This is a genomic window from Sphingomonas sp. SRI_018 (genome assembly GCF_057586275.1).
Map to the genome: position 1 here is coordinate 54,935 of NZ_JBYCZO010000005.1, position 12,682 is coordinate 67,616.

The following is a 12,682-nucleotide window of genomic DNA, read 5'->3' on the forward strand; positions in this document are numbered from 1 at the left end:
CCGCCGATGGGGGTGATCGAGAAGGTTGCGCGGGGACACGCGAGCGCGGAGGCGCCGATCGAGCTCGCGCTCGACCGCATCATCCGCGGCGACTGCATCGAGGCGATGCGGGCGCTTCCCGCCAAGTCGGTCGACCTGATCTTCGCCGATCCGCCCTACAACCTCCAGCTTGGCGGCGACCTCAGTCGGCCCGACGGCAGCCGTGTCGACGCGGTCACCGACGACTGGGACAAGTTCGACAGCCTCGCCGCCTATGACGCCTTCACCCGCGCCTGGCTGGCCGAGGCGCGCCGCGTGCTCAAGGACGATGGCGCGATCTGGGTGATCGGCAGCTACCACAACATCTTCAAGGTGGGGGCGGCGATCCAGGATCTCGGCTTCTGGATCCTCAACGACATCGTGTGGCGCAAGGCCAATCCGATGCCCAACTTCAGGGGCACGCGCTTCACCAACGCGCACGAGACGCTGATCTGGGCATCCAAGGGCGAGAAGGCGAAATACACCTTCAACTACCGCTCGATGAAAACGCTCAACGACGAGCTGCAGATGCGATCGGACTGGGAGTTTCCGATCTGCGGCGGGCAGGAGCGGCTCAAGAAGAACGGGGTCAAGGTCCACCCGACCCAGAAGCCCGAGGCGCTGATCTACCGCATCCTGCTCGCCTGCTCGAAGCCGGGCGACGTGATTCTCGACCCCTTCTTCGGCACCGGCACCACCGGCGCGGTGGCGAAGCGGCTCGGGCGGCGCTGGATCGGGATCGAGCGCGAGGGCGTCTACATCGACGCCGCCGAGGAGCGGATCGCCGCCGCACTGCCGCTCGACGAGAGCGCGCTCACCACCATGCAGAGCCCCAAGGCGCAGCCCAAGGTGGCGTTCGGCACCCTGGTCGAGACCGGGCTGCTGCCGGCGGGGAGCCGGCTCACCGACACCAAGCGGCGCTGGTTCGCGACCGTGCGCGCCGACGGCAGCCTGGCGAGCGACTGCGGCGCCAGCGGATCGATCCACAAGCTCGGCGCGACCCTGCAGGGCGCGCCGGCGTGCAATGGCTGGACCTTCTGGCACCATGAGGAGAACGGCGCGCTCGCCCCGATCGACACGCTGCGCCAGCGCTACCTGCTCGCGACGCAGCCCTAGACCGGCTAGGGCGCCGGCATGATCGACCCTGCCGAGATTCCTGCCGGTGCCCGCCTCTATCTCCGCCCCGAGCAGCTCGTCGATTCGCCGGTCGGCCGCGATGGCGAGGTGGCGCGGATCGCGGGCGGCCTCGTCTGGTGCGCGGCCTATGAGCTGATCGCGGTCGAGGACGGCCGGCGCGTCGTGCAGGCGAGCCTACCGGTGAGCCGCCTGCCGGGGATGATCGCCAACCTGCCGCCAGCGCAGGCCGAGCGGCTGCGCGAGCTCGCGCATCGCATCTCGGCCCCGCGTGCGCCGATGACGCTCGGCGAGCGCGTGCTGCGGTTCGAGCAGCCGCAGGTGATGGGCATTCTCAACGTGACGCCTGACAGTTTCTCCGACGGCGGCAAGCATCAGGGCGATCAGGGTGCGATCGCGCGGGCGGGCTTCGATCTGGGGGTAGCCGGCGCCGCGGTGGTCGACATTGGTGGCGAATCGACGCGGCCCGGCGCGGCCACGGTGTGGGAAGGCGACGAGATCGCCCGCGTCGTCCCGGTGATCGCGGCGATGGCGCCAGGCGGCACGCCGATCTCGATCGATACCCGCAAGGCCGCAGTGATGGAGGCGGCACTCGCGGCCGGAGCGCACATGGTCAACGACGTCGCCGCGCTGCTGTGGGACGATCGCGCGGCCGGCGTGGTCGCGCGCGCCGGCTGTCCCGTGGTGCTGATGCACTCGCCCGATCCGGCCAAGGGCCCGCACGGGGACGAGGGCTATCGCGACGTGCTGATCGAGGTGTTCGACTGGCTGGAGGCGCGGATCGAGGCCGTCGTGGCGGCGGGAATCGATCGCGCGAAGATTTTGATCGATCCCGGCATCGGCTTCGGCAAGAGCCTGGCCGACAACCTCGCGCTGCTGAACGGGCTCGGCCTGCTCCACGGCCTCGGCGTCCCGATCGTGCTCGGCGCGAGCCGCAAGCGCATGATCGGCGCGCTGAGTCACGAGGCGCCGGTCGACGAGCGGCTGGGCGGCAGCCTGGCGCTGGCGCTGCACGGCGCCCAGCAAGGCGCGCAGATCCTGCGCGTCCACGATGTCGCCGAGACCGCGCAGGCGCTGCGGGTGTGGCGCGGCCTCAGGGACGCGGCGCTGAGCGCGGTGCGTTAGATCAAACGGGCTGGATCGGCTGAAATCCGGTCGCGAAGGCGATCACGATGAGCAGTCCGCCTAGCACGGCCAGCACGGCCGCGGCGATCCGCAGCAGGCGGGACGCGCCGATCCAGCCGAGCACGGTCGCCGCCAGGATCAGCCCCGCGCCGACCAGCCAGCGCGAATCGCCGATCGCATGCCAATGAGCGATGCCGAACAGACCGCCGGCGAGTCCGGCCACTGATGCGGCCAGGCGGGTCGCCGCCGGGGCGGCTGCGCTGAGGCGATAGAGCATGATCAGAGCGAAGGCGACGGCGGCGACGAGTGCGATGAAGTCGATCATGACGGGCTCCCCGTTGGATAGACGAGCATGATGTTTCCGCCGCTGCCCATCAGGCGGCGCTGCTCTGGTCGATGCCGAGCTCGCCGAGCTTGCGGTAGAGCGTCGAGCGGCCGATGCCGAGCCGGCGCGCCACCTCCGTCATCCGGCCGCGGTAATGGCCGATCGCGAGGCGGATGACGTCGGCCTCGATCTCCTCGAGCGCGCGCAGGTTGCCGTCGGGGCGGAACAAGGTGACGCCGCTCGCGCCGGCGAGGCTGCCGGCCGGGCCGCCCTGGCGCACCCCGGCGAGCGTCGCGATCTGCGGGAAATCCGAACGCGTCAGCGCATCGCCGTCGCACAGCACCGCGGCGCGGAACAGCGCGTTGTGGAGCTGGCGGACGTTGCCGGGCCAATCATACTGGACGAGCAGCGACAGTGCGTCGTCGGTGATGCCGAGCGGCCTCAGCCCCGGCTGGGTGGCGATGCGGCCGAGCAGGTGGCGGGCGAGCGGGGCGATGTCGTCCGGCCGCTCGCGCAGCGGCGGGATCGTCACCTGCACCACATTGAGACGATAATAAAGGTCCTCGCGGAACCGGCCCGCCTCGACCTCTTCGATCAAGGTCTTGTTGGTCGCGGCGATGACGCGGACGTCGACCTCGCTGGTGTGGCGCGCGCCGATCGGCTGGATCTCGCCCGACTGGAGCACGCGCAGCAGCTTGACCTGCGCCTCCAGCGGCATCTCGCCGACCTCGTCGAGGAACAGGGTGCCGCCGTCGGCCTCCTGGAAACGGCCGATCTTGCGCTCGAACGCGCCGGTGAACGCGCCCTTCTCATGCCCGAACAGCTCGGATTCGACGAGGTTGGCGGGGATCGCGCCGCAATTGACGCGGACTACGGCCTTGCGGCCGCGCGGCGAGGCGGCGTGGATCGCCTCCGCCACCACTTCCTTGCCGACGCCGCTTTCGCCCTCGATCAGCACCGGGACACGGGCGCGCGCGGCCTTGGCGGCAATGGCGAGCGCGGCGCGGAACTGCGGTGCGGCGCCGACGATCTCGTCGAAGGCGAGTGCGGCGGGAATCTTCTCCGTCAGCGGGCGGAGCTCACCGGCGGCGCTGCCGCCCACGGCGGTATCGAGCGCGGCGAGCAGGCGTTCGGCGCCGATCGGCTTGACCAGGAAATCGGTGGCGCCGGCGCGCATGGCGTCGACCGCGGCGGCGACCGAGCCATTGGCGGTCAGCATCAAGAGCGGCAGCGCCGGGCGGCGCAGGCGGATCTCGCGGATCAGCGAGCCGGCATCGGCGTCGGGCGACCAATGGTCGAGCAGGACCACGTCGAGCGCCATGCCATCGGGGGTGCCGAGCGTGGCGATCGCCGTCTCCGCGTCGCCCGCGAAGATCGTCCGCCACCCGCGCCGCGCCGCGATGGCGGCGACCAGGCGGCGCTGCGCCGGCTCGTCGTCGATCAGCATCAGCACGCGCTGGCCGTTCCGCGTCATAATCCTATCCCACTGTCCCAGATCAGGTCAGCGACTTTTAGGTGCGGTTCGGTAAAGGCCGCCTTAAGCGCGTCTCGTGGTGGTGACGAGCGCGGCTCTTCTTCTTCGTCATTCCCGCGAAGGCGGGAATCCATTCTGGCTGGCGCCGATGGGTCTCACGACATTCAGCGACAATGGATTCCCGCCTTCGCGGGAATGACGACGGGGAGGCTCATCCCATCTCTTGCCAGGACTTGAGGGGCGGCGGCGGGGTGGGTAAGACGGCGGCCACAGCAGCTAGGGGATGGATGCGAATGGCCGAGCAGACCGACATGAAGGCGCACGAGGCGACCTATCACGGGGTGATGGCGCTGCTGAAATGGGGCGCGCTCGGTTGCTTCCTGGTGGCGTTCGCCGTCATCCTGCTGATCGCCAGCTAAGTGCGGATCGCCGTCCTCAAGGAGGGGGCTGCAGGCGAACGCCGCGTCGCGGCGGTGCCGGAGACGGTGAAGAAATTCGTCGCGCTCGGCGCCGAGATGGCGGTCGAGGCCGCCGCCGGCGAGGCCGCTTCCTATGCCGACGCCGACTATGCCGCGGCGGGAGCGACGCTGGGATCGCGCGCCGAGGTGGTGAAGGGCGCCGACATCCTGCTCGGCGTGCAGGGACCCGACCCGGCCAGCCTTGCCGGCGTGCAGCCGGGCGCGTGGCTGGTGGCGGGGCTCAATCCGTTCGGCGAACGCAAGCGGGTCGACGACTACGCCAAGCTCGGTCTCGAAGCGCTGGCGATGGAGTTCATGCCGCGCATCACTCGCGCGCAGTCGATGGACATCCTGTCCTCGCAATCGAACCTCTCCGGCTACAAGGCGGTGCTCGACGCGGCGGCGGAATATGGCCGCGCCTTTCCGATGATGATGACCGCGGCCGGCACAGTCAGCGCCGCCAAGGTCTTCGTGATGGGCGTCGGCGTCGCTGGGCTCCAGGCGATCGCGACCGCGCGGCGGCTGGGGGCGCAGGTCTCGGCCACCGACGTGCGTTCGGCGACCAAGGAACAGATCCTGTCGCTGGGCGCCAAGCCGATCTTCGTCGAGAACGTCGCCGGCATCGAGGGCGAGGGCTCGGGCGGCTACGCGACCGAGATGAGCGAGGAGTATCAGAAGGCGCAGGCCGAGCTGGTCTCCGGCCATATCGCCAAGCAGGACGTGGTGATCACCACCGCGCTGATCCCCGGCCGGCCGGCGCCGCGGCTCATCTCCGACGCGCAGGTCAGGGCGATGCGGCCGGGCAGCGTGATCGTCGACCTCGCGGTCGAGCAGGGCGGCAACGTCGAGGGTGCGGTCGCCGGCGAGGTGGTCGAGAAGCACGGGGTGAAGATCGTCGGGCACAGGAACGTGCCGTCGCGGCTGGCGAGCGACGCCTCGGCGCTGTTCGCGCGCAACCTCTACAATTTCCTGTCGGCCTTCTGGGACAAGGATGCCGGGCGGCCGGTGCTGCCCGACGGCGACGAGATCGGCGATGCGGTTCGGCTGACCAAAGGTGGTCAGGTGGTGAGCGTGAGGTTGCTGGGGTGATCGCAAACCTCCTTCTGCCGTTTGCAATGGCGACCGCTCTGCAAGGCGCACCGGTTCCGGCCGAGCCACCAATGGCAATTCTGTTCGGCTTTTATCGTATCAAGAGCTTTCATGATCGCGCGGATGACTTGCGCTGCAACCACCCCGACCGAAGCGAGGCCGACGCCCAATACAAGGCCTTGCGGGAGCGACTGATCGCGCGATATGGCGACAAGTTTTTCTCACCGAAACGCTCGCCGTCCGGCGGCCCCGGAGAGTGCCAGACGGTATTAATGGTGTATCGCACCAACCTTGCCGAATATCGTGCTGTCGTCGAAGCGGAATTGGCTAAATCGTCAACGACCGCAAAGAATCCGGAGTAGTCAATGGACTTCATCTCGATCCTGTCGATCTTCGTGCTGGCCTGCTTCGTCGGCTATTACGTCGTCTGGTCAGTGACGCCGGCGCTCCACACGCCGCTGATGGCGGTGACCAATGCGATCTCGTCGGTGATCGTCGTCGGCGCGCTGATCGCCAGCGCGGCGGCGGGATCGGCCACCTCGAAATGGCTGGGCCTCGCGGCCGTCGTGCTGGCGAGCGTCAACATCTTCGGCGGCTTCGCGGTCACCGAGCGGATGCTGGCGATGTACAAGAAGAAGGACCGGCCGGCGGCCAAGCATTGACTGACGTCACCCCGGTGGAAGCCGGGGTCTCAGGCGATGGCGCGATCCGGCGCGAGATTCCGGCTTTCGCCGGAATGACGATTTGGGGGATGGAATGGAACACGCAGCACCGGTGAACCCTTGGGTGGCCCTGGCCTATCTCGTCGCCGGTGTGTGCTTCATCCTGGCACTCCGCGGGCTCTCCTCGCCCGAGAGCAGCCGCCGCGGCAATCGCTTCGGCATGATCGGCATGGGCCTGGCGGTGGTGACCACGCTCGTCACCCATGAGATCGCGAGCCTGCCCGAGATCGCGGTCGCCATCCTGATCGGCGGCGGTATCGGCTTCGTCGTCGCGCGGCGGATCGCGATGACGGCGATGCCGCAGCTCGTCGCCGCCTTCCACAGCCTTGTCGGCATGGCCGCGGTGCTGGTGGCGGCCGCCGCCTTCCTCAACCCCGAGGCGTTCGGGATTGTCGGCGCCGACGGTGCGATCCTGCCGGTCAGCCGGATCGAGATGGGTCTCGGTGTCGCGATCGGCGCGATCACTTTCTCCGGATCGGTGATCGCGTTCCTGAAGCTCAACGGCAACATGTCGGGCAAGCCGATTCTGCTGCCCGCGCGCCACGTCATCAATCTCGGCGTGCTCGCCGGTATCCTCGGGTTGATCGGCTATTTCACCCAGGACCAGGCGCCCTGGGTGTTCTGGACGGCAACCGCACTCGCCTTTGCGATCGGCTTCCTGCTGATCATCCCGATCGGCGGCGCGGACATGCCGGTCGTGGTCTCCATGCTCAACAGCTATTCGGGCTGGGCGGCGGCGGCGATGGGATTCACGCTGCACAACACCGCGATGATCATCACCGGCGCGCTGGTGGGCAGCTCGGGCGCGATCCTCTCCTACATCATGTGCCGGGCGATGAACCGCAGCTTCCTCTCGGTGATCGCGGGCGGCTTCGGCGGCGGCGACGCGGCGGCCGCCGGCGGCGGCGCGGCGATCGACCGGCCGTGGAAGCGCGGCTCGGCCGAGGACGCGGCTTTCCTGATGAGCCAGGCCGAGCAGGTCATCATCGTCCCCGGCTACGGCATGGCGGTGGCGCAGGCGCAGCATGTGCTGCGCGAGATGGCCGACAAGCTCAAGGAAGAGGGGGTGCGCGTCAAATATGCGATCCATCCCGTCGCCGGGCGCATGCCGGGGCACATGAACGTGCTGCTCGCCGAGGCGAACGTGCCCTATGACGAGGTGTTCGAGCTCGAGGACATCAACTCCGAGTTCGCGCAGACCGACGTCGCCTTCGTGATCGGCGCCAACGACGTCACCAATCCCGCGGCCAAGACCGACAAGTCGTCGCCGATCTACGGCATGCCGGTGCTCGACGTCGAAAAGGCCAAGACCGTGCTGTTCGTGAAGCGCAGCATGGGCGGCGTCGGCTATGCCGGCGTCGACAACGAAGTGTTCTACCGCGACAACACGATGATGCTGCTCGCCGACGCCAAGAAGATGGTCGAAGAGATCGTCAAGGCGCTCGGTTGATCCGCTCCGGAGGCATTTCGCACGGATTCGGCGGGTGACGGGTCCATTCCGGCGGTGATGCTACTCGTCCGGATAGATGCCTTGCGGCAAACCGGAACAGAGATCGAACGAAGGGGATCGCGATGAGCGAGAGCGATGCGCCTGATGTGACCTATGCCGACGCACCCACCGTCCTGCTGATCGCCGACGACACCCGTGCGGGCGGCGCGGCGGAGCGGGCGGTCGCCCTTGCCGGCGCCCGGCTGCTCGACCGTGTCCGCATTGCCGACGCGGCGGAGCGGCTGGCGGTGCAACCCGCGCTCGATATCCTGATGGTCGAGTTGACCGGGATCACAGCCGATGTTGCCGACGATGTGCTCGGCCACGTCGAGGCGGCGATGCGTGAGCGCGAGCTGCGCGTGATCATCGCGTTCGGCGAGGATCAGATCGATCTCGTCGCCGCCCGGCTGATGGGACCGGGCATCAAGCTGCTGTGCGCCCCCGGCGTCGGCGATCGCGTCGCCGCGCTCGCGACGATGCCGCAGGGCCCCGCTACGCAGATCAACGAGCCGCGCCGGGACGAGGCCGAGCAGCTCCGGATGCTCAACGCGGAGGTGGCACGGATCGCCGAGACGCTGGCGCGGCTGACGCGCGGCGAAGACGACGAGCCGGGCAGCCGTATCCGGCCGACCCTGCACGAGCCTGCGCGCGGCTACGGCATGCCGCCGGTGATCGAGACGGGCGTGACGGTGAGCGCCGCCGAGGTGCGCGGTGCGATCCGGGCGCGGCGGCTGCGCGCCAATTTCTTCGCCGCCGATCTGTTCGCCGATCCGGCCTGGGACATGCTGCTCGACCTGTTCGCGGCCGAGCTCGAGCATGTGCGCGTCTCCGTCTCGAGCCTGTGCATCGCCGCGGCGGTGCCGGGAACGACGGCGCTGCGCTGGATCGGAACGATGATCGACGCCGGGCTGTTCGAGCGCCACGCCGATCCGTTCGACCGGCGGCGCGCCTATGTCTCGCTGTCGGAGAAGGCGCGCGAGGGGATGCTGCGCTATTTCGCTGCGATCCGCCGCGCGGGCTTGGCGAGCGCCTGAGCCTGGCGTATCGAGGCCGTCCCGAGGGCGGTTAGCTCAGTTGGTAGAGCATCTCGTTTACACCGAGAGGGTCGGCGGTTCGAGCCCGTCACCGCCCACCATCGGCCGATCCCCTAGAGGTACTAGAGGCTCCGGACCAGCCGCACCGCCCGGGCAAGCCAGGGCGGATCGGTGACGACCTGCTGCCGCTGACCGGCGCCGAGCGGGAGCAGATGGAGCTTGCCTTCCTCCCGACCGATCAGGCGGCCGAACAGGAAGCGGCCGGCGGGGCGGGGCACCAGCACGTCGCGGTTGAGCGCCTGGCCGAAGGCATCGGGCGCAAGCCGTTCGCACCAGATCTCATCACCTGCGCGATAATCGCCGACTCCGTTGGCAACCGTGACTGCAACCATCTCCGGCGCCGGCCGCGGCGGAACGACTGTGGCGGGGCGACGGGGCGCGTGGACACCGTCGGCGCCGAGTTCGGCCGCCACCGCAACGTCAGGGCGGTCGGGAAGTGTCACCAGATCGCTCGCGTCGACGCCGAGCGCGGCGGCGATGCGATTGAGCCAGGCGACCGAGACGGTGCGGGTCCCCGTCTCCAGCCGGCCGATCGTCTGCGCGGTCGTCGGCGGCACGCACGCCCTGGCGACGTCCTCGAGCGTCATTCCCTTGGCGCGGCGGACTTCGCGGATGGCGGTGATCATGATCGGATTCCTGAACCTATATGGTGATTCCTGTTTCCTACATACTTGCCGTTATGGCAAGCCCCTCCCGCGACTCGGAACAATGGAGGGTGTATGCGGGAACTTGTGGAGCGGACCTTCGAGGACGGGCGGGTGACGGAGCGGCGGTCCGGCCGCGGCGGGCGGAGCGTGACGGTGAACCTGGCCGAATCGCCGCTGAGCTGGCTGCGCTCGCGCGGGCATGTCGACGTACGGCAGTATGAGGCGGGGGAGCGGCTGCGTGCGGACTATGAGACGGCGGAGCTGGGCCCGCGCGTCACCATGCGCTGGGACGCGGCGCCGGCCGGCCGCGGGCGGCGATCGGCGCCGGACGCGCTCGATCCGACGCTGGCCGGGATCGCGGCGAAGCGGCGGTTCGATGCGGCGATGCGGGCGGTCGGCGCCGGGCTCGGCGACGTGCTGTGGCGCGTGGTGTGCGCGGGCGAAGGGCTGACGATGGCGGAGAAGGCGCTCGGCTGGCCGAGTCGGTCGGGCAAGCTGGTGCTCGGCCTGGCGCTCGACCGGCTGGCGGATCATTACGGGCTGGGCTGAGGGTCCTCCGCCACGGTGCTGGGGAAGACGCGGCGATAGGCCCAGCCGATCCCGATCAGCGCGATCCCCAGCCCGAGCAGCGAGACGATGCGCAGCAGCCCGCCCGACGAGGCGATGTCGAGCAGGAATACCTTGAGCACCACCAGCGTGAGCAGGCCGAGCCCGAAGCTCCTCAGAGTATGCGACCGCGTCGTGATGCCGCGCCAGAGCCAGGCGATCGCGAGCAGCAGGAAGGCGGCCGAATAGCCCCAGTTCTCGCCGCTGCCGACGGGACCGGTGAGCAGGTTGCCATGGGCGAGCTGGCGGACGGCGGCGGCGACGGCGAGCGCGGTGAGCGCGAGGCAGGCGATGCGCCAGACGCCCATGCGCCGGACGAGCAGCGCCGCCGCGATCGCCGGGAGCAGCACCGCCGCATTGGCGACCGGCGCAGGGCCGACGAGTTGCGGCGTGTGGAGCGGGTCGAGGATCAGCAGGTCGAACCAGAGGATGCGCAGCAGGGCGATGCCGGCGAGCACGTTGCCCAGGACATCGCGCCGCAACCGCCAGGCGAGCCAGCCGGCGGCGAGGAAAGCGAGCGTGATGATGGCGCGCTCGGTGAATCCCCAGGTGATGAAGCGCTCGGGCGTGGCGATCTCCAGCGGTTGCTTGGCGAGCGCGTAGAGCGCCGCCGCGATGAACAGGACGGCGACGGCACCGGCGCCCGGACGGCTGCTCGCGAAGGCGGTGCGCTCAAACGCGAGAAGACCGGCGACGGCGAGACCGGGCACACCGACGCGCAGCAGCAGGTCGGCGAGCGGCGGGAGGTGCGTGTAAGGCGTGTGGTTGCCGATCAGCGATTCGCCGATGAGGCCCGCCATGCCGATGAGCGGCTGCATCGCGAGCAGCACCAGCGCAACCAGGGCGAGCGTCGGGAGCCGTGCGAGAGCCGGATCAGGCCAGCGCCTTGCCCAGAAGGCGAGGCCGGCCATGATGGCGGCAATGGGCAGGCCCGCCCAGAGCGGGGGGACCCAGGTGGCGAGCGCGATGCCGGCGAGCAGCGCCGCAGCGGCGGTGCCGCCGACCAGCCCGACGTCGCTGCTGCCCGCGCGATCGCGGTGGCGCCAGGCAAGCGCGAGGGCGGCGGCGGCGAGGACCAGCTCGATCGCGCTCCAGGCGGACGGTGCGAGCAGGGTTGGAGCGAGGCCATGGACGACAAGCACCGGTCCGGCGAGGCCGACGACGGCGACGCCGGCCCATTCGCGCGCGGTGCGGGACAGCGCGCCGCCGGCACCGGCGAACAGCAGCGTCGCCGCCGCGGCTGCGATCGGCGTTACGCGCGTTTCGGGTGCAAGCAGGCCGGCACCGATCAGAAACAGGAGGAGCAGCGCGGCGGCGAGCGCTCCCGCACGCATCCGGGGGTCGCGCCATGCCAGGATCAGCGCGGCGGCGGCGAGAATCAGGTCGAAGCTCCACGACAGCGCATCGAAGCGCAGGACCGGTGCGAGCACGACGAGCTGGATCAGTCCGGCAACCAGCGGCGCGAGCAGCAGCCAGGGATTGCGTGCGCCCGTGCGCGGCAGCGCCAGCGTCGCGCCGATCGCCAGCGCGACGACGAAGCCCGCGACCGCACCCGCGTCGCGGCCGTCAAGCAGCAGCGTAGTCAGGTTCGCCCAGCCGAACCCCGCGGCGACGGCGGCGATCGCGAGCCAGCTCCACCCGCGCCGGATCGCGAGGCCGAACAGCGCCGTCACGAGCAGCGCAAGATAGACCAGCAAAGGCCCGACGCCCGTTGCTTCGAAGCCGGCGACGAGCGGCGCGGCGAATCCGCCGACCAGCGCCATCACTGCCGTCGGCGGGCCGTGACGCAGCGCCAGGAACAGCGCCAGCGCGGTGATCGCGACCATGATCGCGAACCCGGCGAGCGCGCCGATCAGATGATATTGTGCGGCGGCGATGTAGAGCGTGCCATAGGCGCTGGCGACACCCGCACCCGCCAGCACCTGTCCCACGCGCGGATCGTCCCGCGTGAGCGGCAGACGGCGCGCGACTTCGCTGGCAGCGACCAGCAGCAGCGAGAACAGCGCCGCGAGAATCGTGCGGACGGCCGGGCCGAGAAGGCCGGTTTCTATGGAATAGCGCACCAGAAAGAAGCCGGCGAGGACCAGAGCGGCGCCGCCGATCCAGATCGGGAGGCGTCCGCCGATCGCGTCCTCCAGGCTGAAGCGCGGCAGGGCAGTGAGCGGGCTTTCGTACGGCGGCGGAACAGGTTCGGGTGGTGATGCCGGTGTTTCGCTGCGTTGTCCCGCGACGACCGTGGCCGGAGCGCGGCGTTCCGCCGCCGGCCGTGCGGACGAAGCGACCTCGCGTTCGGCCGGGCGGACGGACATGCCGGGATCGAGCGCGATCAGCCGGTCGTGGAGCCGCTCGACCTCCGCTTCGAGGCGGGCGATCCGCCGATGCAAGGCAGCGGCCCCGACGACACCGATCAGCAGGATGACGAACGATGAGAAGATAAGCGGCCCCTTTCGCTGGACCTGCTATGCCACAAGCGAGCGACGCCGTCCGCCGCGAAACTGCGT

The 12,682-nt window shown here is 69.7% G+C and carries 13 protein-coding genes and 1 tRNA gene; 10 read left to right on the forward strand and 4 right to left on the reverse strand.

The features are described 5' to 3' along the window. Positions 1 to 6 precede the first annotated feature (6 nt). Both AC2YHA_RS17920 and folP read left to right on the forward strand, forming a co-directional pair. Positions 7 to 1,134, forward strand: coding sequence for a DNA methyltransferase (locus tag AC2YHA_RS17920; protein ID WP_487402710.1), 1,128 nt, complete (start codon positions 7 to 9; stop codon positions 1,132 to 1,134). 18 nt (positions 1,135 to 1,152) lie between these two features. After that, positions 1,153 to 2,277: a dihydropteroate synthase gene (gene folP / locus AC2YHA_RS17925; RefSeq protein WP_487402711.1), complete on the forward strand. Its 1,125-nt coding sequence runs from the start codon at positions 1,153 to 1,155 to the stop codon at positions 2,275 to 2,277. A 1-nt stretch (position 2,278) separates the two neighbouring features. Here folP and AC2YHA_RS17930 read toward each other — a convergent pair whose 3' ends face one another. Beyond that, positions 2,279 to 2,602, reverse strand: coding sequence for a hypothetical protein (locus tag AC2YHA_RS17930; protein WP_487402712.1), 324 nt, complete (start codon positions 2,600 to 2,602; stop codon positions 2,279 to 2,281). A gap of 49 nt (positions 2,603 to 2,651) precedes the next feature. Then, the gene (locus AC2YHA_RS17935) at positions 2,652 to 4,076 is read right to left on the reverse strand and encodes a sigma-54-dependent transcriptional regulator (protein WP_487402713.1); all 1,425 of its coding nucleotides are present in this window, start codon (positions 4,074 to 4,076) and stop codon (positions 2,652 to 2,654) included. 293 nt (positions 4,077 to 4,369) lie between these two features. Here AC2YHA_RS17935 and AC2YHA_RS17940 point away from each other — a divergent pair, with 293 nt between their 5' ends. The 7 genes from AC2YHA_RS17940 (at position 4,370) to AC2YHA_RS17970 (ending at position 8,969) form a co-directional block, all read left to right on the forward strand. Next, a complete protein-coding gene (locus AC2YHA_RS17940) occupies positions 4,370 to 4,495 on the forward strand; it encodes an aa3-type cytochrome c oxidase subunit IV (RefSeq protein WP_233784768.1) in 126 nt (41 codons plus the stop codon). Further along, a complete protein-coding gene (locus AC2YHA_RS17945; protein ID WP_487402714.1) occupies positions 4,496 to 5,623 on the forward strand; it encodes an NAD(P) transhydrogenase subunit alpha in 1,128 nt (375 codons plus the stop codon). It abuts the gene before it with no gap. 26 nt (positions 5,624 to 5,649) lie between these two features. Further along, entirely contained in the window at positions 5,650 to 5,985 is a 336-nt protein-coding gene (locus AC2YHA_RS17950) for a hypothetical protein (RefSeq protein WP_487402715.1), read from the forward strand. A 3-nt stretch (positions 5,986 to 5,988) separates the two neighbouring features. Beyond that, on the forward strand, positions 5,989 to 6,285 hold the full coding sequence (locus tag AC2YHA_RS17955; protein ID WP_233784770.1) for an NAD(P) transhydrogenase subunit alpha part 2: 297 nt from the start codon (positions 5,989 to 5,991) through the stop codon (positions 6,283 to 6,285). A gap of 94 nt (positions 6,286 to 6,379) precedes the next feature. After that, on the forward strand, positions 6,380 to 7,795 hold the full coding sequence (locus AC2YHA_RS17960; RefSeq protein WP_487402716.1) for an NAD(P)(+) transhydrogenase (Re/Si-specific) subunit beta: 1,416 nt from the start codon (positions 6,380 to 6,382) through the stop codon (positions 7,793 to 7,795). Positions 7,796 to 7,917: 122 nt separating this feature from the next. Further along, positions 7,918 to 8,868, forward strand: coding sequence for a hypothetical protein (locus tag AC2YHA_RS17965; protein WP_487402717.1), 951 nt, complete (start codon positions 7,918 to 7,920; stop codon positions 8,866 to 8,868). A 25-nt stretch (positions 8,869 to 8,893) separates the two neighbouring features. Further along, positions 8,894 to 8,969: transfer RNA gene (locus tag AC2YHA_RS17970), tRNA-Val, on the forward strand. A gap of 21 nt (positions 8,970 to 8,990) precedes the next feature. On the opposite strand, the gene AC2YHA_RS17975 is transcribed toward AC2YHA_RS17970, so the two are convergent. Continuing rightward, positions 8,991 to 9,554, reverse strand: coding sequence for a helix-turn-helix domain-containing protein (locus tag AC2YHA_RS17975; RefSeq protein WP_487402718.1), 564 nt, complete (start codon positions 9,552 to 9,554; stop codon positions 8,991 to 8,993). A 93-nt stretch (positions 9,555 to 9,647) separates the two neighbouring features. Here AC2YHA_RS17975 and AC2YHA_RS17980 point away from each other — a divergent pair, with 93 nt between their 5' ends. Next, positions 9,648 to 10,124, forward strand: a complete 477-nt coding sequence (locus AC2YHA_RS17980; RefSeq protein WP_487402719.1) for a DUF6456 domain-containing protein — start codon at positions 9,648 to 9,650, stop codon at positions 10,122 to 10,124. Here AC2YHA_RS17980 and AC2YHA_RS17985 read toward each other — a convergent pair. Further along, positions 10,109 to 12,565 carry a DUF2339 domain-containing protein gene (locus AC2YHA_RS17985; RefSeq protein WP_487402720.1) on the reverse strand — a complete coding sequence of 819 codons (2,457 nt, stop codon included), beginning with the start codon at positions 12,563 to 12,565 and terminating at the stop codon, positions 10,109 to 10,111. The genes AC2YHA_RS17980 and AC2YHA_RS17985 overlap by 16 nt on opposite strands. Positions 12,566 to 12,682: the final 117 nt, after the last annotated feature.